Origin of the sequence: Actinospineispora spinosispora DSM 44797, assembly GCF_000429025.1 — a bacterium.
In the GTDB taxonomy this organism is placed as follows: domain Bacteria; phylum Actinomycetota; class Actinomycetes; order Mycobacteriales; family Pseudonocardiaceae; genus Pseudonocardia; species Pseudonocardia spinosispora.
Genome location: NZ_AUBB01000048.1, coordinates 22,431 through 47,147 on the forward strand (window position 1 = coordinate 22,431; position 24,717 = coordinate 47,147).

At 68.7% G+C, this 24,717-nt stretch carries 18 protein-coding genes; 10 read left to right on the plus strand and 8 right to left on the minus strand.

Annotated features, from left to right (window positions below):
• Positions 1-505 precede the first annotated feature (505 nt).
• Entirely contained in the window at positions 506-2,845 is a 2,340-nt protein-coding gene (locus G406_RS0120390; RefSeq protein WP_245607175.1) for a glycoside hydrolase family 65 protein, read from the minus strand.
• A 160-nt stretch (positions 2,846-3,005) separates the two neighbouring features.
• Between G406_RS0120390 and G406_RS54230 the strand changes: the two genes are divergently transcribed.
• The 6 genes from G406_RS54230 to G406_RS0120420 all read left to right on the plus strand — a co-directional run bounded on the left by G406_RS54230 (position 3,006) and on the right by G406_RS0120420 (position 11,096).
• On the plus strand, positions 3,006-3,908 hold the full coding sequence (locus tag G406_RS54230; protein ID WP_028935247.1) for an ATP-binding protein: 903 nt from the start codon (positions 3,006-3,008) through the stop codon (positions 3,906-3,908).
• Positions 3,909-3,972: 64 nt separating this feature from the next.
• Positions 3,973-4,908: an MEDS domain-containing protein gene (locus G406_RS48360; protein ID WP_169736743.1), complete on the plus strand. Its 936-nt coding sequence runs from the start codon at positions 3,973-3,975 to the stop codon at positions 4,906-4,908.
• Positions 4,905-5,858, plus strand: coding sequence for an anti-sigma factor RsbA family regulatory protein (locus G406_RS54235; protein ID WP_028935248.1), 954 nt, complete (start codon positions 4,905-4,907; stop codon positions 5,856-5,858). Before G406_RS48360 ends, G406_RS54235 begins: the two co-directional genes overlap by 4 nt.
• Positions 5,859-6,107: 249 nt before the next feature.
• Entirely contained in the window at positions 6,108-6,956 is an 849-nt protein-coding gene (locus G406_RS0120410) for an AfsR/SARP family transcriptional regulator (protein WP_169736744.1), read from the plus strand.
• Between the two features lie 44 nt (positions 6,957-7,000).
• Positions 7,001-8,548 carry an adenylate/guanylate cyclase domain-containing protein gene (locus G406_RS48370; protein WP_051342415.1) on the plus strand — a complete coding sequence of 516 codons (1,548 nt, stop codon included), beginning with the start codon at positions 7,001-7,003 and terminating at the stop codon, positions 8,546-8,548.
• Positions 8,549-8,597: 49 nt separating this feature from the next.
• Positions 8,598-11,096: a DEAD/DEAH box helicase gene (locus G406_RS0120420; RefSeq protein WP_028935250.1), complete on the plus strand. Its 2,499-nt coding sequence runs from the start codon at positions 8,598-8,600 to the stop codon at positions 11,094-11,096.
• A 202-nt stretch (positions 11,097-11,298) separates the two neighbouring features.
• On the opposite strand, the gene G406_RS0120425 is transcribed toward G406_RS0120420, so the two are convergent.
• From G406_RS0120425 to G406_RS0120440, 4 genes are all read right to left on the minus strand, one after another.
• A complete protein-coding gene (locus G406_RS0120425) occupies positions 11,299-13,680 on the minus strand; it encodes a xanthine dehydrogenase family protein molybdopterin-binding subunit (RefSeq protein ID WP_028935251.1) in 2,382 nt (793 codons plus the stop codon).
• Positions 13,681-13,727: 47 nt separating this feature from the next.
• Complete coding sequence (locus G406_RS0120430) at positions 13,728-14,219, minus strand: hypothetical protein (RefSeq protein WP_028935252.1); 492 nt, start codon at positions 14,217-14,219, stop codon at positions 13,728-13,730.
• Positions 14,220-14,247: 28 nt separating this feature from the next.
• Positions 14,248-14,940 (minus strand): hypothetical protein, encoded by a 693-nt coding sequence (locus G406_RS0120435; protein ID WP_028935253.1) that lies wholly within the window; start codon positions 14,938-14,940, stop codon positions 14,248-14,250.
• Between the two features lie 175 nt (positions 14,941-15,115).
• Positions 15,116-16,024: a hypothetical protein gene (locus G406_RS0120440; RefSeq protein ID WP_156935017.1), complete on the minus strand. Its 909-nt coding sequence runs from the start codon at positions 16,022-16,024 to the stop codon at positions 15,116-15,118.
• Between the two features lie 140 nt (positions 16,025-16,164).
• Between G406_RS0120440 and G406_RS0120445 the strand changes: the two genes are divergently transcribed.
• Complete coding sequence (locus G406_RS0120445) at positions 16,165-17,676, plus strand: acyl-CoA synthetase (protein ID WP_028935255.1); 1,512 nt, start codon at positions 16,165-16,167, stop codon at positions 17,674-17,676.
• A gap of 2 nt (positions 17,677-17,678) precedes the next feature.
• On the opposite strand, the gene G406_RS0120450 is transcribed toward G406_RS0120445, so the two are convergent.
• The 3 genes from G406_RS0120450 to G406_RS0120460 are packed head-to-tail and all read right to left on the minus strand — an operon-like array spanning position 17,679 to position 20,601.
• Positions 17,679-18,935, minus strand: a complete 1,257-nt coding sequence (locus G406_RS0120450; protein ID WP_051342416.1) for a cytochrome P450 — start codon at positions 18,933-18,935, stop codon at positions 17,679-17,681.
• Between the two features lie 43 nt (positions 18,936-18,978).
• Positions 18,979-19,554 carry a TetR/AcrR family transcriptional regulator gene (locus tag G406_RS48375; protein ID WP_051342417.1) on the minus strand — a complete coding sequence of 192 codons (576 nt, stop codon included), beginning with the start codon at positions 19,552-19,554 and terminating at the stop codon, positions 18,979-18,981.
• Positions 19,555-19,572: 18 nt separating this feature from the next.
• The gene (locus G406_RS0120460) at positions 19,573-20,601 is read right to left on the minus strand and encodes a patatin-like phospholipase family protein (protein ID WP_028935257.1); all 1,029 of its coding nucleotides are present in this window, start codon (positions 20,599-20,601) and stop codon (positions 19,573-19,575) included.
• A gap of 125 nt (positions 20,602-20,726) precedes the next feature.
• Here G406_RS0120460 and G406_RS0120465 point away from each other — a divergent pair, with 125 nt between their 5' ends.
• From G406_RS0120465 to G406_RS0120475, 3 genes are all read left to right on the plus strand, one after another.
• Positions 20,727-21,503, plus strand: coding sequence for a sulfite exporter TauE/SafE family protein (locus tag G406_RS0120465; RefSeq protein ID WP_028935258.1), 777 nt, complete (start codon positions 20,727-20,729; stop codon positions 21,501-21,503).
• 400 nt (positions 21,504-21,903) lie between these two features.
• Complete coding sequence (locus tag G406_RS0120470) at positions 21,904-23,460, plus strand: long-chain-fatty-acid--CoA ligase (RefSeq protein WP_084216244.1); 1,557 nt, start codon at positions 21,904-21,906, stop codon at positions 23,458-23,460.
• A gap of 73 nt (positions 23,461-23,533) precedes the next feature.
• Positions 23,534-24,172 carry a TetR/AcrR family transcriptional regulator gene (locus G406_RS0120475; RefSeq protein WP_051342420.1) on the plus strand — a complete coding sequence of 213 codons (639 nt, stop codon included), beginning with the start codon at positions 23,534-23,536 and terminating at the stop codon, positions 24,170-24,172.
• Positions 24,173-24,717: the final 545 nt, after the last annotated feature.

The window sequence follows — 24,717 nt, forward strand, 5'->3', positions numbered from 1 at the left end:
GTGTTGGTCACGGCTGCGCCGCGCCCCCCCACGGTCTCCGGGTGCACCACGCTCGTTGAGTGCGCGTGCCCGGGGGCTCCAAGATCACCCCATCTATCGCACGCGTAACACTCGGGGCGACTTCGCAGAGCTACGTGTTGCGTCGCAGATGTTCCAACATCTGCGACGCAACACGAAGCTCTGCGAGGCGGCACCAAAGTAACCACAGAGACTCCTGGGGCTACGTGATCGCGCGAGGGCGCAGCCCAATGCGCAAAGAAGCGCCATCGGCCCGCCACCACCTACGGCATGCACGCACACCTGCCCCTTCCCCGCGATCCTGGCTAAGCACTTGGCGTGGCCGCCCGCTGTCAACCCTGAAACCTCGCCCCCGAACTACGTGCAACCAGGAGCCTGCGCGAGGCCGGCGCCAGCCGGGGGTGGAGAGCGGGCGGCCACGCCAAGCACACTGAAAGCCAGCGGGGACGCACACTGGACGAGCCAGCGGGCATGACCAGAGCAAAGATCAGCTGAACCAGGGATTCGGATCCCCGACCAGAGGAGGCCTCCCGGGCGGCTGGTTCACCGGCACCGGCGTCACCGCCGGTGGAATCTTCACGGTGATCGCCTTCCCGGCCTCGACCGTGATCTCCTCGCCGTGATGTCGAGTCGTGAGCGGCTCCCCCTCGGCGAGCTCATACGTTGCCGAGTCCTGCGTGATCTCGACCCGCAGCAGTCGTCCACGCCAGATCATCCCGAACCGCAACCGGGTCCAGTCCGGGGCCAGGCGAGGCGCGAACGTGAGCGAACCGTCGTGGTCGCGCATACCGCCGAAGCCCGCGACCAGCCCCAGCCACACGCCGGCCAGGTTGGCCATGTGCAGGCCGCTGCCGGTGTTGTGGTGCAGGTCGTCCAGGTCGGTGAGCGCCACCTCGCTCAGGTAGTCCTGCGCGAGGCGCATGTGGCCGATCTCGGCGGCGAGCACGGCCTGGGTGCACGCCGACAGCGACGAGTCGCGGACGGTGAGCGCCTCGTAGTAGGCGAAGTTGCGGGTCTTCTGCTCGGGAGTGAACGCGTCACCGCGCAGGTGCATGGCCAGGACCAGGTCGGCCTGTTTGATCACCTGCCGGCGGTAGATGTCGCCGTAGGGGTAGTTCAGCAGCAGCGGGTAGTGCGAGGCGGGGGTGTTCTCGAAGTCCCAGCGTTCGTGGTCGGTGAACCCGGTGGCCTGCGGGTGCACGCCCAGACGCTCGTCGTAGGGCACGTACATGGACTCGGCCGCCCTGCGCCAGCGCTGTACCTCGGCGGTCGCGACGCCCAGCTCGGCGGCTTTCTCCGGGTGCGCGGCGACGACATTCACCGCGCCGCGCAGGTTCCGCTGCGCCATCAGGTTCGTGTAGACGTTGTTGTCGGTGATCGCCGAGTACTCGTCGGGGCCGGTCACCCCGTCGATCCTGAACTTCCCGGCCGCGTCGGAGTGCCCGAGCGATACCCACAGCCGGGCGGTCTCGACGAGGATCTCCAGGCCGTACTCGCGTTCGAACTCCAGGTCGCCGGTGGCGTGGACGTAGCGCAGCACGGCGTCGGAGACGTCGGCGTTGATGTGGTAGGCGGCGGTACCGGCAGGCCAGTACGCCGAGCATTCCTGGCCTCTGATGGTGCGCCAGGGGAAGGTCGCGCCGGGGTGCCCCAGCTGCGTCGCGCGTTCCCTGGCCAAGTCCAGAGTGCTGTGCCGCCAGCGCAACGCGTCGCGAGCCGCCCTGGGCGCGGTGTAGGTCAGGACCGGCAGCAGGAACGTCTCGGTGTCCCAGAACGTGTGCCCGTCGTACCCGGAGCCGGTGAGGCCCTTGGCCGGGATGGCGCGCTGCTCGGCCCGCGCGCCCGCCTGCAGCACGTGGAACAGCGAGAACCGGATGGCCTGCTGCAGCCTCTCGTCACCGTCGAGCTGCACGTCCGCGCGGGCCCAGAAGTCGTCGAGATACTCCCGCTGCTCGGCGCACAGCCCATCGAAACCGGTGTGCTTCGCGGCGGTGACCGCCGCGGACACCTGGCTGCGCAGCGCGGGGCGCGAGCGCCTGCTCGACCAGCCGTAGCCGACCAGCTTCGTCAACCGGAAGGTCTGGCCGGGGTCGAGCGTCGTGCTCAGGGTGACGCGACCGAGGTCCTGGTAGCAGTTGACGGTGACCAGTACGTCGTCGTCGCCGTCCCACTGGTGGTCCATCATCGCCGCCATCCGCAGCCCGCTGCGCCGGGTGCGGTGCACCAGCGTCGCGCTGCTGTGGTTCGACTCGACCTCTTCCTCCTCCAGCGGCGCCTCCATCACTGCCGCCACCCGAGGGTCGTTGCCGGCGGACGGCAGCTGCTCGTTCGCGATCAGCTCCGACTGCAGGACGATGCGGACCGGCTCGTCCACCGGGGTGACCTCGTACTGGATGGCCACCACCGAGCGCTGCACGAAGGACACCAGCCTGGTGGACTTGACCGCCACCCGGCGCCCGGCGGGGCTGGTCCACTCCAGGTCGCGGCGCAGGACGCCGTCGCGGAAGTCCAGCACCCGCTCGTGACGGTGCAGCTCGCCGTAGCGCACGTCGAACGGCTCGTCGTCGACCAGCATCCTGATCGGTTTGCCGTTGGTCACGTTGATGACGCTCTGCCCGGACTCGGGATAGCCGTATCCCGCCTCGGCATACGGCAGCGGTCGCAGCTCGTACAACGAGTTCAGGTAACTGCCGGGTAGCGAGTGCGGCTCACCCTCGTCGAGGTTGCCGCGTAAACCGATATGGCCGTTGGACAGGGCGAACAGCGATTCGCTCTGCGCCAATCGCTCGAGATCCAGCTCGCGTTCGACAAGACGCCAAGAATCCACGGCCACGACAATGACATGGTCACCGGGTGTAGGGACACTCGCCCGCTCCTTGTCCCGTTCAGGTGTCTCAGCAGAGACTCAGGCGCCCGAACGAGTGTTATATCTTTGGGAATTCGTCATCCGCGGTTGACCTGGTCGCGTCCGGGGTAGCTACGAGTCCATGACAGCGACCCAGGTCGGCCTACGCCACGAGGCCGTACCGCACCACACCACGGCGGAGCTGCTCGCTGAGCTCACGCCGAGGGTGCGGGACGCGCTGAGCAGAGCGGAGCAGGTCGAGACCGTTCTCGAACCGGAAGCCGAGGCCGGCCTTCGCCGCCGCCTCGGCGACTCGGCCCGGCACGTGACCTTCCGTGACCCGACCGAGGTGTACGGCTGCTACTCGGCGCAGAGCATCGCGGTCGCGCGACGCAGAGAGTTCGCCGAACTGGGCTCGCTCGGCCCACGCACGGTGTTCGAACAGGTCGACTGCATCGTCGACGGCGCCGAGCGGCCGGCCGCCTTCTGGGCCGAGCTGGTCAGGGCGACCGACATCGCGCTCGCCGACCTGCCGGTCACGGTCCTGCGTACCAGCTCACATCGAGCGGAGCGCCCCAGCGCACGACGGCACCGGCGGACACTCGCCGCTCCGGCGCCGCCGATGCCTACTCCCCCTGACCTCACGCTGGAATTCGGCCTCGCCGAACTGCGCGATGTACGCGCCGAAGCGACACGCTTCGCCCATTGGTGTCAGCTCGATTCGGACCTGACCGAGTCATTCGTCCTCGCACTCGGTGAAGTCACCACGAACAGTGTCGAACACGGAGCCGGCAGGGGCACGGTACGACTGTGGGCCGGCATGGGCGAATTGGCCGTCGAGATCCACGATTCGGGTGTCCTCGCCGATCCTCACCTGGGACTTTGCCCGCCCGATCCGCGCGGCGCCCGCGGCCGCGGGCTCTGGATGGCTCGCCAGTTGTCCACCGTGATGCAGGTCTGGATAAGCGGATCAGGAACCTTTATTCGACAGAACTTCGACCGAGCGTCCGCTCGGCGCTCTAATCAGGCCGTCCATCTTCGTTGAAGGCATGAACTTACCGATACTCACATAGAGTGTGCGTCGGGGCGGGAATGTGTAACAAGTGTGGGTGGGGTGGCAGTTGTCCGTGGCGAAGACGCTCGACGAGATCGCTCTGGGCGATCACGTGTGCGCCGTCCTGGACAGCGACGAGCAACACTGGGAAGTCGCGGCGGGCTTCGTCGCCTCCGGCCTGCGGCGCCGCGAGAAGATCGTCTATTTCGACAGCGCACGGTCGGCGACGCCCCTGCTCCGCCGGCTGCGCGAGGACAACGTCGACGTGGAGCGGTACCTGCGCACCGGCCAGCTCTCACTGATACCGCCCGAGATGACCGACAAGTTGTGGTCCATGTCGGTTCCCGAGGTGCTCGCCCTGCTCGGCGAGACGATCGGCGACGCGCTCGCCGAGGGATACCCCAGCGTGCGGCTGAGCGACGAACCCGCCACGGCGGTGAACCGCCCGCGCGGCATCTCGCTGGCCGAGTACGATCGCGCTGTCCACGGCGCGATGCAGGGCAACCCAGTCACCTTGCTCTGCCAGTACGAGCGGACCGACTGGTCGACAGCGGAGTTGAGTGAGCTGTGTGAATTGCACGCGATCGAGGTGATTACGCCGGCCATCTACGACGACGGTCTCCTGCGGATCACGCGGATGGCACCGTTCAGCACCCGCGTCTCCGGTGAGATCGACTTCAGCAACCGACACCTCGTCCGCGGGATCATCGAGAAGGAGCTGGACCGGGCTCTTCGTGCCCTCAAGCACGACGGTCAGATCGCGATCCATCTCGAGTCGCTGCGCTTCGCCGACGTCACGACGATAGTGCAGTTCGTCCAGGCCGCCGAGAGCTTTCCGCAGAGCCACCAGCTCGTGCTCTACGGCGTCCAGCCGCTGGTCCGGCGCGTGCTCGATCGCTGCGGCGCCGCATTCACCACGCAGCTCACCCTGCGTGACACACCTCTGAACACCGAGACGGCCCCAGCGGGGCCGATCGAGGCGACAGAGTGAGAGTCGAGAACACCAGGAATTCGCTGCCCAGCCAGTTCATCCATCGGGCGGCGTTCTACGCGTCGCACGACGAACTGCTGGCGGTGGCGGTTCCGGTCGTCGAGGACGCCCTGCGCCGGGACGTTCCGGTCGCATTGATCGCGTCCTCACCCACCGAGGCCCGGTTGCGCCAGGTGCTCAACGGAGCCTCCGGGCTGATCCACCTGCCGCCGCCGGAACCGCTGTTGCGCGGCTCCGGCCAGGCCGTGGTCACCCAGCGCGCCCGTGAGCTGCGGGAGCTGACCGACTGGGCCGGCCCGATCTCGGTGATCTCCGAGCACCACCAGTACCGGCCGGGGATCAACGCGACCGCATGGGTCGAGGCGGACGCGGCGATGAACGTCGCGCTCAGCACGTTGCCGATCTCGATGACGTGTCTCTACCCGACCGGCCTGGGGCCACAGGCCGACGCACTGCGCTGGAACCACGCGTACCTGGTCGACCAGGACGGCACGGTCCGCGAGAACACCGACTGCCGGTCACCGGTCGACGTGCTGGCCATGCACCCGGTGTCGGCTCCGGTGAGCCTCGGCAAACCGCACAAGGAGATGACGTTCAGCCCGTGGCAGCTGATCGACCTCCGCACGATGGTGACCGAGGCGACGGTGACGGCGGGACTGGGCACCGACCGCGCCGACGACTTCGTCCTCGCGGTCAACGAGGCCGCGAGCAACGCGGTCGAGCACGGATACGGCATCGGCCTGCTCCAGTTATGGCAGCAGGACGGCCAGTTGATCTGTGAAGTTCACGACACGGGCTCGCTCGACGAGCCGTTGCCAGGGCTTCGGCCTCCGCACCCCAGCAGCTTGCGCGGCCGGGGCATGTGGATCGCTCGACAGCTCTGTGACCTGCTACATGTGTGGACCGACAGCTACGGGACGCACGTGCGGCTGCACGCCACACGAGACTGAACGACCGGTCCGGCCGACGCCGGGCGTACCACCACGGGGCCCTTGTCGGGCCTCCGGCACTAATGGGCGAAGATGTTTCCCGAAACGGACCTAGGCAGCGTCGTGCACAGCGGGAAGACTATGAGGGCCGATCCGCGCCCTCAGGCGTCCATGAGCGTCGGCATACATGATCATCGCAGTCGGTGTTGTCATCCGGGGGCTCACATCCTTCCGGCTGATCGCGCCGACCGAAATGTGGGGAAAAGGAAAATGTCAGGAATTCAGCCATGCTCCGGCGCGACGGCGTGCCGGGCTCGACTGCGAGTGCTCGGCAACTTCGAGCTGCGGTTCGACGTCGGCGCTGATACCGCCCCACTACTGGCCGCCGACGAACGCAGGCTGCTCGCCGCGCTCGCCGTCGCACCCGCGCCGCGCACCAAGAGTGAGCTGGCCGCGCTGCTGTGGCCGACTCTCCCGAGGGACACCGCGCTGGGCACGCTGGCCGGGGTCCGTGACTCCCTCGCCGAGCTCGTCGAGGAGAACGACCAGCTCCTCGGCCTGGCCAAGACCGTCGAGGTCGACCTGGCCGACGCGTTGGCGCGCCTTCGCGGGTGGCAGCGCGATCCGTTCGGCGCGCGACCGGAGGCGCTCGAGGAGCTCGTCGAGCTGCTCAGCCACGATCTGCTCGCCGGGTGGACCGAGCCGTGGGCCCGCCAGGAGCGGGACCGGTTCGAGCGGGTCCGCCTGCACGCGCTCGACTCCCTGTGTTGTCAGTTCACCGCCATCGGCCAGCACCAGGGCGCGATCCGCGCCGGCGCCCTCGTCGTCGACGCGGAGCCGCTGCGCGAGGACGCTCGCCGCCACCTCATCGAGGCCCACCTCGCGGCCGGCAACGTGTCCGAGGCCGTTCACCAGTACGAGTCGTTCGTCCAGACCTGCTCGAAGGTCGGTCTGGTCCCCGGCGCCGAGCTGAGCGCGTTCTTCCCACCGACGCCCGCGTGGCCGGTGCTACACGTCCGTCGCCCGGTCAACACCGGCGGCGCGGTCGGTCGCGGTCTGCGGCTCGACGGCCCGGTCCGCCACAACACGGTCGGGGCAGGAACGGTCGCCAGAGGCTGACCGCCGCGATCCGGTTACCCGTTTCGCGTAGAGTTTTCCTGGTCATGGGTAGACCGGAGCGCACTGCACGCCGGAAGGTCGTGATCGACCTTCCGGTGCGACTGTTGCTGTCCTCGGTCATCGTGGCCGGCAACATCCTGAGCAGCGCCGCGGTCACGGCGTACGCGGCGTGGCTGCTACCCAAGGGCGATGTCGCGGATCCGCGCGGGGTTCTCACGTTCAACCTGATGATCGTCGCGGGTTTCCTGCTGGTGAGCATCCCGGTGTGCGTCGTGATCGGTGCACTGAAGTTCCGGGTGCCGCCCGACGACGTCGACCAGAAGCGGCTCGCGGTGATCTACGCCCCGCGTCGGCTGGCGTTTCTCCAAGGCAGCTTCTGGTTCGCCGCCGCCGTGTTGTTCGGCGTCGTGAACGCCCAGTTCTCGGTCCGGCTCGGCCTCGCCATCGCCGAGACCGTGCTCATCGTCGGAATCACCTCCAGCGCGCTGTCGTATCTGCTCACCGAACGAATCCTGCGCCGCTCGGCGACCAGGGTGCTGGCCGGCAAGCCGCCCCGGATGCGGCTGCACGCGGGTGTCCTCATCCGTTCCGTGCTGTTCTGGGCGCTGGGCACGGCGACACCCGTCTGCGGCCTGATGATGGCCGGATTGTCCGCCTTGATCTACTCCGACATCTCGGTGGAGCTCCTCGCCACCACCTCGCTGGTGGCCGGTGGCGCGGCCTTGGTCATCGGCTTTCTGACCACCGTCGGAGCCGCGCGCGCCGTCGCCGATCCGGTGCGCGCCGTGCGCAAAGCGATGCAGCAGATCGAGCAGGGCCGGATGCACACGTCGGTCCCGGTGTACGACGTGACCGAGCTGGGCGCGCTGCAAGCCGGGTTCAACACGATGGCGGCGGGCCTGCGCGAGCGGGAACGGATCCGCGAGCTGTTCGGTCGCCAGGTCGGCCAGGAGGTTGCCAGCGCGGCCGCCGAGGCCTCCGAGGTCCGGCTCGGCGGCGAGGTCCGTTCGGTCGCGGTGCTCTTCGTGGACCTGGTGGGCTCGACGACCCTCGCCGGTGAGCGTCCGCCGACCGAGGTGGTGGCGCTGCTCAACCAGTTCTTCGGCGTCGTCGTCGAGGTGATCGAGTCGAACGGCGGGTGGATCAACAAGTTCGAGGGCGACGCGGCGCTCGCGGTGTTCGGCGCCCCGAACGAGATCCCCGACCCCGCCGGACAGGCGCTCGCCGCCGGCCGGCACCTGGTCGCCCGTCTCGCCGACGACGTGCCGGACCTGCTCGCCGGCATCGGCATCTCGGCCGGGGACGCCGTGGCGGGATACGTCGGCAACATCCGGCGGTACGAGTACACGGTCATCGGAGACCCGGTGAACGAGGCCGCCAGGCTCACCGAGCTGGCGAAATCCGCTCCGGGCAGGATTCTCGCCTCCGCCGCCGCCGTGTCGCTCGCCGGACGTGCCGAGGCCAGCAGGTGGACACTGGGCGACGCGGTCACGCTGCGCGGCCGCACCCAGCCGACCAGGCTTGCCGGGCCCTCGGACCTGGCGTTCACCGGTTCTACGACTCTGGATTCGGAGGACGTCGTCACGTCCTGAGCACCCGGGTGGGGTTCCCCCATCCGGAGCAGGCACCATCGACACCGTCATGACCCTCACCGAACAGCTCCCGGGCACCGCCGATCCGGACGCGCTCTACGACGCGTTCACCCTCTGGACCACCGCGCAGGGCCTGAACCTGTATCCGGCGCAGGAGGAGGCGCTCATCGAGATCGTCTCGGGCGCCAACGTCATCCTCAGCACCCCGACCGGTTCCGGCAAGAGCCTCGTCGCGACCGGCGCGCACTTCGCCGCCCTCGCGCGGGGAGTGCGCAGCTTCTACACCGCGCCGATCAAGGCGCTCGTGTCGGAGAAGTTCTTTGCGCTGTGCGACCTGTTCGGCGCCGACAAGGTCGGCATGATGACCGGCGACTCGAGCATCAACGCGCAGGCGCCGATCATCTGCTGCACGGCCGAGATCCTGGCCAACATGGCGCTGCGCGATGGCCCTGCCTCGGACGTCGGCCAGGTCGTCATGGACGAGTTCCACTTCTATGCCGACCCGGACCGCGGCTGGGCCTGGCAGGTCCCGATCATCGAGCTGCCACACACCCAGTTCCTGCTCATGTCCGCGACGCTCGGTGACGTCACGCGGTTCAAGGAGGACCTGACCCGCCGCACACTGCAGCCGACCACGGTCGTCAGCTCCGGTGAGCGGCCGGTGCCACTGATGTTCTCCTACGTGCTCACCCCGCTGCACGAGACCGTCGAGGAACTGCTCAGCACCAACCAGTCGCCGGTGTACGTCGTGCACTTCACGCAGGTCGCGGCGATCGAACACGCCCAGGCGCTGACCAGCATCAACGTGTGTACCCGGGCGGAGAAGGACCGGATCGCCGAGCTCATCGGCGGCTTCCGCTTCTCGGCCGGCTTCGGCCGTACCCTGTCCCGGCTGGTCCGGCACGGCATCGGGGTGCACCACGCGGGCATGCTGCCCAAGTACCGCCGTCTCGTGGAGCGGCTGGCCCAGGCGGGCCTGCTGAAGGTCGTGTGCGGCACCGACACACTCGGCGTCGGTATCAACGTCCCGATCCGGACTGTCGTGTTCACCGGCCTGGCCAAGTACGACGGCATCCGGACCCGGCACCTCAACGCCCGAGAGTTCCACCAGATCGCCGGGCGCGCCGGTCGCGCGGGCTACGACACGCTGGGCACCGTCATGGTGCAGGCACCCGACCACGTCGTGCAGAACGAGAAGGCACTGGCCAAGGCCGGTGACGATGCGAAGAAGCGCCGCAAGGTCGTGCGCAAGAAGCCCAAGGACGGTGAGGTGTCCTGGACCGAGTCGACCTTCACCAGGTTGATCGAGTCCCAGCCGGAGCCACTCGCGTCGAGCTTCACGGTCAGCCACGCGATGGTCCTGAACGTGCTGAACCAGCCCGGCGACACCCTGGCCAACATGCGCCACCTCCTGGAGGACAACCACGAGGACCGGCCCGCGCAGCTCAAGCACATCCGCAGGGCCATCTCGATCTATCGCGGCCTGCTCGCCGGTGGTGTGGTCGAACAGCTGCCCGAACCGGATCCCGACGGCCGCCGCGCCAAGGTGACGATCGACCTGCAGCTGGACTTCGCGCTCAACCAGCCGCTCTCCCCCTTCGCCCTCGCGGCGATCGAGCTGCTGGACCGTGAGTCACCCGACTACCCGGTAGAGGTGCTGTCGGTCATCGAGGCGACCCTGGAGAACCCCAGGCAGGTGCTGCAGGCCCAGAAGGCGGTCGCCAGGCGGATCGCACTCGCCGAGATGAAGGCCGACGGCGTCGAGTTCGAGGAACGCAACGAACAGCTCGACCTGATCACCTACCCGCAGCCGCTCGCCGAGCTGCTGGAAGGCGCGCTGGAGACCTACCGTCGCGGTCATCCCTGGGTGGCGGACGCCGAGCTGTCCCCCAAGTCGATCGCCCGCGACCTGTACGAACGGGCAATGACCTTCGTCGAGTACGTCGGCCACTACGGCCTGGCCCGCTCGGAGGGTCTGCTGCTGCGCTACCTCACCGACTCGTACAAGGCACTGCGCCAGACGGTGCCCGAGGAGGCAAGGACCGAACAGCTGACCGACCTGATCGAGCTGCTGGGCGAGCTGGTCAGAGAGGTCGACTCCAGCCTCATCGACGAGTGGGAGAAGCTGGCCAACCCCGACGAGCTGGCCGAGCAGCCCCCCGGGCACAGCACCGTCACGGCGAACCCGAGGGCACTGCGCGTACTGGTCCGCAACGCGATGTTCCGCCGGGTGCAGCTGGCGTCGCGCAAGCAGTGGGACCAGCTGGGCGAGATGGACCCGTCCGGGGTGTGGGACGCCGACCAGTGGCACCTGGCGCTGGAGCCGTACTGGGAGGAGTTCGACGAGATCCGCACCGACGCCCACTCACGGGGCCCCGACCTGTTCATCGTGGACGAAGGCCCGGGCCGCTGGGACGTGCGCCAGATCCTGGACGACCCCGAGGACCACCACGACTGGGCCATCTGCGCCGAGGTGGACCTGGAGGCCTCCCACAAGGCCGGAACGGCGGTCCTGAAGGTGACCACGGTGGAGCGCCTCTTCCAGTGACCGCCCGCCGCGGCGTGCGGTCCTCCGTACCCGGCTTGGCCCGTGCCCGGCTCCAAGGCATCTCGGCTTCGCCGTCGACTCGTGAGTGGCAAGGGCGCCTATAGGCTCCCGGAACACTCACGACGAAAAGCGTGTCGCGAGTGCTCCGAGCGCCTACGCCTGCGGCGCCGCTTCGCGGTAGACGTCCTTGCCACTCACGATTTCAGGCGCCCGGGGGCTCGGCGTCGGGGTCGGGGGCCTGGCGCTCCGGGAGGGTCGCGAAGATCGCCGGGGGCTCGCGCCACGGCTCACCCGCGCCGCCCGAGCGGGCCTCCTGGACCGCCCGCCACACCGCCTGCGGCGTGCACGGGATGTCGATGTGCCGCACCCCGAGGTGGCTCAGCGCGTCGACCACCGCGTTGTGCACGGCCGGCGTCGCACCCACGGTGGCGGACTCACCGATGCCCTTGGCGCCCAGCGGGTTGTACGGCGTCGGGGTCTCGGTGTTGCTCACGTCGAACCAGGGCAGCTCGACAGCACTCGGGATGGTGTAGTCGGTCAGCGACGCGGTGAGCGGGTTGCCCTCCTCGTCGTAGACGAAGTGCTCCCACAGCGCCTGGGACATGCCCTGCGCCAGTCCACCGTGCTGCTGGCCGGCCACGAGCATCGGGTTGAGGATGCGACCGCAGTCGTCCACCGCGTAGTGCTTGAGCGGGATGACCTTGCCGGTGTCGGTGTCCACCTCCACGAGGCTCAGGTGGGCGCCGAACGGGAAGGTCGAGCCGCCGGTCTGCTCCCAGTCGAGTTCGGTGCCGAGCGGCGTGCCACGCTCGGTGGCCGTCTTGGACAGCGTCGCCCAGTCGATCCGCTGGTCCGGCACACCCGCCACACCGAGAGCGCCGTCGTCGGTGACCTCGATGTCGTCCACGCCGGCTTCGAGCAGCTCGGCGGCCAGCTCGCGCGCCGACTGCAGCACGACCTCCGCGGCGTGGTTCACCGCGTTGCCGCCGATCTGCAGCGACCGCGAGCCCATCGTGCCGCCACCACGCGGCACGGTGGCGGTGTCGGACTGGACGAACTCGATGCGGTCCATCGGGATGCCCAGTTTGTCGGACACGATCATGCTGAACGCGGTCGCGTGTCCCTGGCCGTGCGAGGACGTGCCGACCTTCACGGTCGCGCCGCCGTCGGAATGGACCTCGACGGCCGAGTACTCGGTGAAGTTGCCCGCGCCGGTCACCTCGACGTACGCGCTGAGCCCGATACCGAGCTGCTTGGGGTCACCGGACTCCCTGCGCCGCTTCTGCTCGGCACGCAGCGCCTGGTAGTCGGCGAGTTCGAGGGCCTTGCGCAGCGGGGCCTCGTAGTCGCCGCTGTCGTACTTGGTCCCGACCACGGTGGTGTGCGGGAACTCGTCGGGCTGGATGAAGTTGCGCTTGCGCAGCTCCGCCGGGTCGATGTCCAACCGGACTGCGGCCATGTCGAGGATGCGTTCGAGCAGCTCGGCGGCCTCCGGGCGGCCGGCACCCCGGAACGCGCCCATCGGTGTCGTGTTGGTCAACGCCGCCGCGACCGTGTAGCTGATCTTCGGGATGCGGTACACCCCGGCCGCCATCATGCGGGTGAAGACGATGCCGAGGAACCCGTTGAACCCGGCGTAGGCGCCGCAGTCCGCGATGACGTGCAGTCGCAGGCCGACGATCGTGCCGTCGTTGCGGAGACCGAGCTCGACCCATTCCTGCTGGCCACGACCCTGCACCATGCAGACCGCGTTCTCGCTGCGGGTCTCGATCCACTTGACCGGCTTGCCGAGCTTCAGCGCGGCGGCGAGCACCACGTCGTGCTCGGTCTGCGCGCCGATCTTGGCGCCGAAGCCACCGCCGACGTGCGGCGCGATGACCCGGAGCCGGTCCGGCGCGAGGCCGCAGGCGCCCGCGACGGCCTGGTGGAAGCCGTGCGCCGCCTGGGTCGACACATAGACGGTCGCGTCGTGGTCGGCTCCGTCGACGCCACCCGGCAGCGCCGCCATGGCGTGCGGTTCCATCGGCATCGGGGCGAGGCGCTGGTTGCGCATGGTCAGCCGGACCACGACGTCGGAACCCTCCAGGGGGTCCTCGTCGCCCGGCTCCCGCTCACCCGCTGCCAGGTTCGAGCCAAGTTCCTCGAACTGCAACGGGGCGTTCGGCGCCAGCGCCGCCTCGAGGTCGACGACCGCGTCCAGCGGGTCGTACTCGATCACCACGAGCTCGGCCGCGTCCTGTGCCTGCGCCTTGGTGTCGGCGACGACCGCGGCCACCACGTCACCGACGAACCGCACCTTGCCGACCGCGAGCGGTGGTCGGGCGCACGCCGGGTTCAGCGGAATCGCCATGATCTGCGGTTCCAGCTGCATGTTCTCGGCCGTGTACACCGCACGCACGCCCGGTGCGGCGAGTGCTTCCTCTACGTCGATGCTGTCGATCCGAGCGTGCGCCAACGGCGACCGCACGAAGCTGAGGTGCAGTGCACCCGGAATGTCGAGGTTGTCCACATAGGTGCCCTGGCCCTGGATCAGCTCGGGGTCTTCGACCCGTCGGACCTCGGTTCCCAGAATTGATCCGCGCATGACCGGACTCTATGCGGGTGTGACCGAACCGGCACGCGCAACCCTCGTCAGAGCGGTTGCATCCCCGAGACGAGCCACTGGTCACCGACCTTGGTCATGGTCACCTTGATCTGGTTCATGACGCTGGCAGGCTGCGGCTGAGTGGGCGCGGTGCTGGTCTGGTTGACGAACAGCAGCGCGTCGAGCTGGTCGGGCCGCGAGTCGATGACGGCGGCGCGCGTCACGGTCGCCTTGTTGCTGAGACCCGCCTGCTTCGCCACCGGGTCGATCACGGTCGCGACCAGCTGCTCGAAACTCACCGCGAACTCGCCGGAGACCAGCTTGCGGGACTTCGCCACGTCCGCATCCAGGGTCTTCGCGTCGTAGCTGAGGATCTGGGCGGACGAGGACCGGGCGGTGTCCAGTGCCTGTGCCTTCGCCGCCTCGGCCCGTGAGTCGCTGAAGGACTGCCAGGCGAGCACGCCGACCACGACGGCGGCGACGAGGACCAGTGCGCCGAGGATCGAGGGGACCAGCCACGGGCGTCGGGAGATGCTCACGTCGAGCTCCGGTTCATCGTCGGGAGGATCACTGCACGAAGGTCACGCCGGAGACCAACCACCGGTCGTTCTCACGCTGGAGCTGGATGGAGAGCCGGTACGCGAGCTGCTGGGCCTGCGGCTGCTTGTCGTTGGTGATCCTCGCGGTGACGGTGGCCAGCACGGACGCCGAGTCCCCCTCGACCTTCTCCAGCCCCGCCGCGCTGATCACCCCGGTCGAGCCCGCCTTGCTCTGCGCGAGCACCGACTGCACGACCGTCGCGTACTTCGTGATCTCGCTCTTGAACTGCCCGGTGGAGTCCTGGGTGAGGCTGCTGATCCTGGCCGGCGCGTCGGTGGCACCGAGCGAGGTCAGATCCGTGGCGACCTGCTTCGCGACGGCGAGTGCCTGCTGTCCGCTGGCGAGCTGCTGGGCCGCCTTCCGATGCTGGACGTAGAGCAGCGTTCCCACGGCGAGGAGCACGACGAGCAGGACCGCGAGCACGGCGGTCACCACCAGACGCGCGGTCCCCTGCCCCGCCGAGGCGGATGCCTCGGACTTCGACGCGGCGTCGACCGGCACGGTCTTGTCCTGACCGGAGTCGACCGGCACCGTCTTGTCGTCGTCCACCTCGACCGGGACGGTCTTGTCCTGCTCGGCCTTGTCCTGTTCGGCCTCGACCGGGACGGTCTTGTCCTCCGGGGACCCGGTCTCGTCCTCGTGCACGTCCACGTTGGCCATAGCCATCGACCTCGCTCACTGTGCTGTCTCGGCGCGCGCCGGTGCCGGGGCGGACAGCCGCCCGATGCACGTCTCACCATGGCGTCACAGGGCCGCTGTGGCCCGTCGAGCACGTCGGTGGGGCGATGGTAGGGGCCGGGCCGAGCGCTGTGGCAGTCGGGGTCGATGCGACCGCTCAGCGCTCCACGCGCTCCAGCTCGTCGGCGAGGGTGCTCGTGCGTGCCGTCCCGTTCTCGTGGAAGCGCAGCTCCGCGTAGATGACCACCACGACGGCGACCATCGCGATTCCGGCCGGAACCGACACGACGCCGGCCAGCAGTGACTCGCTCAGCGAGTTCGGCTCGCTCAGCGCACGGACGACGAACCCGCCGACGACCTGGTACGCGATGTTCGCCGCCAGGGCGAGGGTCATGCGTCCCATCGCGGGCAACATGCGCGGCCCGGCGAGCTGGAAGCACCTGGCGATGGTGCCGCGCTCGACCGTGACCACCCCGAGCAGCGTCGTGTAGAAGAAGATCGTCAGGAAGATCCCCGGTATGACGAGCAGTGCGAACCCGAGCATGATCAGGATGAACGCGACGACGATCCAGCCGATCAGCAGTGCCGCGCGCGACGCGGCGAAGCGCATCGCGGCGTCGGCGGTGAACGGCTTACCCGCCGCGTCCCTGATCACGGCGTAGATCGACGTCGTCCAGGCGAACGCGAGGGCCACGAGCAGGACCGTGAGTGCCAACAAGACCCTGAACAGGTCGAATCCCTCGAGACCACCGGTACCGTCCGGTGCGGGGGTCAGCGGCACTCCGCCGGGGCCACGCAGTGTCCCGTCCGCCGCGACGGTGATCTCCGGGACGACGAAATGGAACGTGAGGCCGGTGACGACCGCCGAGGCGAGCTGGATGGCCAGCAGCGGCTGCCAGCTGCGGCGTACGACTCCGACCACCCGGTCGAACCAACCGGAGAAGTTCGGTGGAATCAGCGGATCACCCAGCGGCGGAACCGGCGTCGTCCCCCCGCGGCCTGCCCACGGGTCGGAACTCCAGCTCGAACCGCCATGGTCTGGGCCGGGCGGTGGCGGTGAGGACATAGGACGACGTTATCGCTGCGGGGCGCCCCCGGCTCCCCCCGGCACGGCCTTGGTCATGAAATAACTGGTAGATGAGATCACACCGAGACCCGAACACGGTGTGATGAGCACCTGAACCGTCCCCGACGAGGAGACAGCCAATGACGGCTATCCGTTCGAGCACCGTGGCAGACGTACCGAGACGCAGCGCGGGCCGCGCACCGAACCAGGTCGCGCTGCGGTTCGGCGACCGGACCTGGACCTACCGCGAGCTGGACGACGCCGTGAGCCGTGCCGCCGCCCTGTTGCTGGAGCTGGGTCTGGCCAAGGGTGACCGGGTCGCCGCGTACGGCAAGAACTCCGACGCCTACGTGATCGCGTTCCTCGGCTGCGCCCGCGCCGGTCTGGTGCACGTGCCGATCAACTACAACCTCAAGGGCGCTGAGCTGGCCTACCTCCTGGAGCAGTCGGGCAGCAGGGCGGTGCTCGCCGACCCGGCGCTGGCCCCCCGCGTGCGGGAACTGTCGGAGGCCCCGGAGCAGCTGCTGATGCTGCGCGACGACGACGGCTCGCTGCTCGAGCGCGCGCGGACCGGGGACGTGCCGGACCTCGACGTCGAGGTCGCGGAGACCGACCTGGTGCAGCTGCTCTACACCTCGGGCACCACCAGCAGGCCGAAGGGCGCGATGATGACGCACCGGGCGCTCGTGCACGAGTACGTGTCGTGCATCGCGTCGATGGGATGCGCACCGGACGACGAGCCGCTGCACGCCATGCCGCTGTACCACTCGGCGGGCATGCACGTCATGATGCTGCCCTACCTGGCGGTCGGCGCCACGAACCATCTGATGGAGGCGCCCGACGTCCCGGAGATCCTGCGCCGGGTCGAGGCCGACGGCATCGGCGCGCTGTTCCTGGCGCCGACGGTGTGGGTGCCGCTGTCGAACCACGCGGATTTCGCCGACCGTGACCTGTCCTCGCTGCGCAAGGCGTTCTACGGCGCCTCGATCATGCCTGGGCCGGTACTGGACCGGCTGCGCAAGGCACTGCCCGAGCTCGGCTTCTACAACCTGTTCGGCCAGTCCGAGATCGGGCCGCTGGCGACGGTCCTCGGACCGGACGAGCACGCGGACCGCCCCGATTCGTGCGGTCGCGCCGTGCTGTTCGTCGAGCTGAGGGTCGTCGACGGTGACGGCAACGACGTGCCCGCCGGCGAGCTCGGCGAGGTCGTCTACCGCTCACCCCAGCTGTGCGAGGGCTACTGGGACAAGCCGGAGGAGACCGAGGAGGCCTTCGCGGGCGGCTGGTTCCACTCCGGCGACCTGGTGCGAGCCGACGAGCAGGGCTACATCACCGTGGTCGACCGGATCAAGGACGTGATCAACACCGGCGGCGTCCTCGTCGCGTCCCGCGAGGTGGAGGACGCGATCTACACCCATCCCTCGGTCGCCGAGGTCGCGGTGATCGGCACGCCCGACGACCGGTGGATCGAGGCGATCACCGCGTTCGTCGTCGTGAAGCAGGACGTGGAGCCCACCGAGCTGATCGCGCACGCGAAGGAGCGCCTCGCCGGGTTCAAGGTGCCCAAGTCGGTGCACCTGATCGACGAGCTCCCTCGCAACGCGTCGGGCAAGCTGCTCAAGCGGGTGCTGCGGGACCGTCTGGAGGACTGAGGTCAGGCGTCGACCGCGTCGCGCATCCGGTACCGGAGCGGCAGCTGCTTGAGTCCACTGACGAACGTGCTGTGGACTCCGGTGACCGGGCCGGCCAGCTCGACGTGCTCGAGCCTCGGCAGCAGTTCACCGAAGATCGCCTGGGTCTCCATCCGGGCGAGCTGTGCGCCGAGGCAGAAGTGCACGCCGGCGCCGAACGCGACGTGCCGGTTCGGCCTGCGGGTGATGTCGAACTCGTCCGGCCGGTCGAACTCGGCCTCGTCACGGTTGCCGGACGGGTACATGAGCAGCAGGCTCTGCCCCTCCTTGATGGTGACGCCACCGATCTCGTAGTCCCGCGACGCGGTGCGCATGAACTCCTTGACCGGGGTGACCCACCGGATGATCTCCTCGACCGCGCCCGGCAGCAGGCTCGGGTCGGCGCGCAGCTTCTCCAGCTGTTCGGGGTGCTGGACCAGTGCGTGCATGCCCCCGGCGATCGTCGAGCTGGTCGTGTCGTGGCCGGCGGTCGCGATGATCACGAAGTACGAGGCGGCGTCGATGTCCGACAGGTACTCGCCGTCGATGCGCGCGTTGGCGATCGCCGAGGCGAGATCCTCGGTCGGGTTCTCCCGACGGTTCGCGATGAGCTGCTGGAAGTAGGCGAAGAAGTCGAGGACCACGGCCATCATGGCCTCGGGGTCCTCCCCTCGGCGTCGTTCCGGGTCGTCGCCGCCGAAGATTTCCTGGGTGAGCTGCAGCATTCTCGGGAAGTCGCTCTCCGGCAGCCCGAGCAGCGACAGGATGACCGACAGCGGGTAGTGCACCGACACGTCGGCGACGAAGTCGCACTCGCCACCGCGCTCGGCCATCAGGTCGATGTAGCGGCGGGCCAGCTCGTTGACGTTCTCCTGCATGGTGCGCAGCGTCTTGGGTCGGAACCAGTCGGCGGCGATCGGGCGCAGCGCCTTGTGGTCCGGATCGTCGATGTGGATCAGGGTGCGCAGCAGCTGGCCCTGCTCGGCCTGGCGCTTGTCCTCGTAGGCGGGCACCAGAACGGGCCTGGGGTGGTTACGGAAGACCTCGTGGTTCTTCTCGATCTCGAGGATGTCCGCGCGGCGGGTGATCACCCAGAACGGGTTGTAGTCCGGGCTTCCGTCGACCCAGTGCACCGGCGACTCACGCCGCAGGATCGCGCACGCCTCGTGCAGCCGGTGTTCCTCCGCATAGGCACTCGGGTCGACGACAGTCAGACCGGCTTGCTCGACCGTCATGGTCATGGTGCGCTCCCGTTCACCCAGAATGCGTCAACGACAAACCGTACTACGCGGTACGTTCTCCGAAAAGCGCAGCCCCCTCGCGCCCCCACCAGGGGGTCTGTCCGGCGAGTTCGGTCAGCATCGCCCCGAGAGACTCGACGTCGACGGGATGCTCGCGCTGCTGCGTTCCGACCAGGATCGCCATGGCCATCCTGGCGTGCAGCCTGCCCGCCCGCTCGGTCGCGCCCGCCAGGACCGCCGACTCGTAGAGGTGCTGCTCACGAACGCTGTCCACGCGTTCCACCGCTGCCCGGACCTGGGGGTTGCTGCGGCCCCACGCGCGCAGCGCCGCTTCGGCCGCGTGCGGAAGCTCCAGTGCGATACCGATCAGACGACCGGCGCGCACATCTGGGTCCGGCTCCGCCAGCGAGGACGCGATGAGCTGCTGGTTGCGCTCTTCGCCCCAGAACCGCAGCAACGCGGTCACCAGGTCCGACATGCCGGAGAAGTGGTGGTAGAACGACCCTTTCGTGACGCCGAGTCGTGTGCACAGCTCAGCCACGGTGAGGCCTTCGCTGCCCGAGTCGGCGAGGATCTCCATCGCCGACTCGAGGTACGCCGTCCGACTGACCCTCGCCATGTTCTCCCGACTGTTGATCTACGTCGCAGAGGATAGCCCTGGTGGCAGGCTACTGGCTACGCGCGGGCAGGCTAGCGAGGCGAGGCGACGCGCCTTGCGTGTGGCGAACCTGCGGATGGCGTCCTCCTTGGACGCGCGCAGCACATCGAGGCGGCGGGCGCTGTCCATCATGTTGGCCCCCATCGCCTCCAGCTCACCCCGGTTGGGCGCCAGCACGGTCACCGACGTGCCGGATGCGCGCAGCTTCGCCACCTCGCGCATGACCCTCTTGGTCGCGGACCTGCGGTAGAGCCGCTCCATCCGGGCGACGAGCGACGTGGGCCGGTCCGGCCGCAGCGACGCCATCGGCGCGAGCACGTAGACCTCGTCGAGCCCCTGGCCCACGAGCAGGTCCGCGTTGCACGGTGAGCACACGGCACCGTCGATGTAGGGGACGTCGCCGATCGTCACCGGCGAGTACCAGGCGGGTACCGCGCAGGAGGCCATCACCGCCGACGCGATGGTCGTGCGCGGCCCGTCCGCGCTGCCGAAGCTGACGCGGGATCCGGTCTGGTAGTCCATGGCGACGATCCAGGTGCCGGACGGCCACCTGTCGCCGAGGTGCGCCCGCTCCACGATGCCGCCGATCCGGGTCAGCGGTCGACGGCCCCTGGGCAGGATTCCGGCGCACACCGCCGCCGGTGTCAGACGTTTGGGTTCGCGGACCGCACGCAGCACCAGCGGCAACGATCCCAGGCCCAGGTGCGGCAGAGCCGGGTAGCCGGGCTCGTCCCCGAGGTCGAAGGCAAGTGCGGGTATCGGCTCGGCAGGCATCCGTCCGATCGACTCGGGATTGCTGTCGTCCTGCTGCGCCCGGTAGAGGTCCTCGACGGAATGCCCTGCTCGCAGCAGCGCACCGAGCACCGAGCCCGCCGACGTCCCGACGACCAGGTCCGCGTCGCGCGCGTCCCAGTCGGTCGCTTCCTGGAGGGCGGACAGCGTCCCCAGCATCCAGGCGGCGCCGAGAAAGCCTCCGGCGCCCAACACCAGACCGATTTGCCTGCTCATGCAATTAACTACCCCGTTACTTACCGGTAAAACCGCAGGTTTTCGCCGGTCAAGTGCTGGTGACCAATCCCCCATCAGGCCAGGTTCGGTTGGCCGCCCCCACCGGGCGGTGCGATCGTGGCCACGTGTCGGCCGCCCAGTTCACCCTGCTCGTCACGGCGGGGATCGCGGCCGGGCTCGCCGGCTCCATCGCCGGGCTGGCGTCGCTGTTCTCCTATCCCGCGCTGCTCGCGGCCGGACTGCCCGCGACGGCGGCCAACGTCACCAACACGGTCTCGCTCGCCGTGAGCAGCATCGGGTCGGTGCACGGCTCGCGGCCCGAGCTGGTCGGTCAGGCCGCCACGGCTCGCCGTCTGGGGGTGATCTGCGCGGTCGGCGGCGCGGCCGGCGCGGCGTTGCTGCTGGCCACGCCGCCCGGGGTGTTCCAGCGCATCGTGCCGTTCCTCGTCGGCGGTGCCGCCGTGGTGATGCTGGTGCGTCGACCGACACCCGACGCATTGGCCGTGCCCACCTCGGAGATGTCCGACCGGCGGCGCAGGCTCACGCTCGTCGGCGTGGCGGCCGTCGCTGTCTACGGCGGGTACTTCGGAGCCGCCGCCGGCGTGCTGATGCTCGCACTGCTGCTCGCCACGACGCCGGACAGCCTGATCCGGATCAACGCGCTCAAGAACGTCCTGCTCGGCCTGGCCAACTTCATCGCCGCACTCGGATTCGCGGTGTTCGGCCCGGTTTCCTGGTCGATCGCCCTACCGTTGACCATCGGACTGTTGCTCGGCTCCCGAGCCGGGCCCGCCGTGGCCCGCAGGCTCCCCGCCGACCTGTTGCGGATCGGGATCGCGCTCGCCGGGCTCGGGCTCGCGGTGAAGCTCGGATGGGACGTGTTCGTTCCCGATCAGCCGTAGGAGTTCTCTCCCCGCGCTCACCCAGGGCCACCGAGGCAGGGCCAACAGGGTGAGCCTCGCCCCACCGGGTCAGGAAGGGTTGAGCATCGGCATACACCGTGCTTACGGTCAGGATTCACCACATCCAAGGTGCGAGGAGGTACGGGCGATGATGTCTCTACGGGGTACGGACGGCTGCGCGACCAACTGCGGCTGCAGCACACCCGCCTGACCGATCGCGGCCCAGCGGCCGGGCCACCGGGCCGCCTGAGAATCTCCCAGGCTCGGTCCGGCCGCTGGGTACGCGGTACATCAGCACCAATTCAGCACACACAGTGACGCACAAATGGTTGACCACTGCCCCGCATACCCGCAGGATGGCGCGGTGGCCACCAACGATGTTCGCCTTTCCGGTCGAGGGATGACCGCGAGCGACCAGCTCGCCCGACACGCGCGCAAGATCCCCGACGCGACGGCACTGCGGTTCAACGGCTCCGGACGCACCTACCGGGAGCTCGACGACCGGGTCACCCGGTTGGCCAACGCACTGACCCGGCGCGGTGTCCAGCGAGGTGACCGGGTCGCGGTGCTCGGCATGAACTCGCTCGAGGTGGTGGAGTCCTACCTGGCCGCCACCCGGCTCGGTGGCATCTGCGTACCGATCAACTTCCGGCTGGTCGCCGAAGAGATCGCCTACGCGCTCAACGACAGCGGCGCGACCGCCGCCATCGTCGACACCCCGCTGTCCGGACTTCTCGCCAAGGCTCGTGCGAAGGCTCCGGGCGTACATACCTGCCTGGTCATCGGCGGGGCCGACGGCGAGGGCACAGAGGACTTCGAGACCGCGATCCGAGACGCGGACCCCGAGTTCCACGATCTGCTCCTGGACGAGCACGACGGCGCCTACATCATGTACACCTCGGGGACCACCGGTCGCCCGAAGGGCGCGGTGCTCACGCACTACAACCTGATGCTGCACGCCTTCAGCAGCAACGCCCACCTGGGCGTCGCGAACGACGACAAGGTGTTCCTGTCCGGCGCGCCGCTGTTCCACATCGCGGGGCTGTCCGGCTTCCTGCCCAGCCTCCTGACCGGCGGCCACAGCGTCATCATGCCCACCGGGGGCTTCGACCCGGAGGAGACCGTCACCCTGCTCGAGAAGGAAGGGGTGACCGCGTGTTTCTTCGTGCCGTCCCAATGGCAGGCGATCTGTTCGGTGCCGGGCGTCGCGGAACGTGACCTGTCCGCGCTGCGCCGGATCTCCTGGGGTGCCGCACCGGCGTCCACGACGTTGCTCCGCACCATGATCGAGCTGTTCCCGCAGGCGCAGGTCCTCACCGCGTTCGGCCAGACCGAGTGCAGCCCGGTGACCTGCTACCTCCGCGGTGAGGATTCCATCCGCAAGATCGGCTCGGTCGGTACACCGATGCTCAACGTCGAGGTCAGGGTCGTCGACGACGAGATGAACGACGTGCCACAGGGTGAGATCGGCGAGATCGTGTACCGGAGCCCGATGGTCATGAAGGAGTACTGGAACAAGCCGGAGGCCACTGCCGAGGCGTTCGCGGGCGGCTGGTTCCACTCCGGCGACCTGGTGCGAGAGGACGAGGACGGCTACTTCTACGTGGTCGACCGCAAGAAGGACATGATCATCTCCGGCGGGGAGAACATCTACTGCGCCGAGGTGGAGAACGCGCTCGCCGCGCACCCCAAGATCGCGGACGTCGCACTGATCGGCATCCCCGACCCCCGGTGGGGCGAGACGCCGCTGGCCGTCGTCGTACCGAAGGACCCCTCGGACCCGCCCACCCCCGAGGACATCGACCGGCACAGCAGGGAGCACCTCGCCGGGTACAAGCGCCCACGACGGCTGGCCATCGTGGAGGTACTCCCCCGCAACCCGAGCGGCAAGGTTCTCAAGACCGAGCTGCGACAGACACACGCCGACGGCGCACTCCGGAGCGTGACCATCACGTGAATTGTCAAGTGAATTCTGACAACTGGACCGTTCCAGACATAGAGAACGGTCCGTTTTCAAGTAGAGTACGGAAATGATCGCCGATACCGACGACGACACCGACCTCGACGTGGACTGCCTCGACCATCGTAGGGCACCACGCCGTCGAGGCGATGCTCTCATCGAGGCCATCTTCGAAGCCACCCTCGCCGAACTCGGCGAGGTCGGTTACGCCGAGCTCACCATGGAGCGCGTCGCCAGCCGGGCCAAGGCCAGCAAAGGTTCGCTGTATCGCCGCTGGTCGAGCCGCGTCGAGCTGGTCGCCGACGCCATGGCGCACCGCAGACCGCACGACATCGAGCTCCCCGACACCGGCAACGTCCGGGGCGACCTCCTCGGCTTCCTACGCCAGCTCACCGAAATCCACGACGGCCCGTCGGGCGAGGCGACGCACGGGCTCATGGTCGAGGTCATCCGACACCCCGAGCTGATGAAGGCCGTCCGGCTGCGCTTCATCGACCCAGCGATCGCCATGGCACTGGAGATCCTGCGACGAGGTGCCGTCCGCGGAGAGGTCCGCCCGACGGCGCTGACCCATCGCATCGCCAGCGTCGGCCCGTCACTCCTGCGCCAGCACTTCCTGCTGTTCGGCGCCCCGATCCCCGACTCGGTCATCTACGAAATCCTGGACGAGGTCTTGATGCCGTTAATCCAGGCGAGCCCCGCGCGCTAACGTTCCCGGAAGGCCCTCCGGGCCAACCGGGAACGTTCGAGGCGGCTCGCCTAACGGCTCGCTGCCTCGGGATTCCTTTCCTCGCGGACCCCTTCGGGGCCCACTCCGAAAGGAACGTCGCCTCCGGCGACGCGCGCGCTTGGTGCCCCGGCCTGGGAGCCGCCACTCATGCACTACCCGCCTTCGGCGGAACCCCTCCGGGCGCCTCTGCGGGGCCACCCGTGAAACGTGCGTTCGCCATAAGGACCCGTGAGTGTTTTGGGCTGCCCCAGCAACCCAAAACACTCACGGCTCCCCATCCCGCTGCGCGTGCCCATACGTCTGTAAAACCGGCTCCGCAAGTCTCCGAAGGAGTTCCGGCGAAGGCCGGGCAGTGAATGTCAGCAACAACCCGCCCAGCTGCCAGGGCGGCTCCCCAGGTGGCCCCAAGCGCGCGCCCGGGCGAGTCCCCGAGCCTTTTTTTCTGGGAGTACCCCAGCGAGCGTTTACGCGAGCCGGGGTGGTCACAGAAAAATATCGCGCGCGAAACAGGCCCAAGCAATACA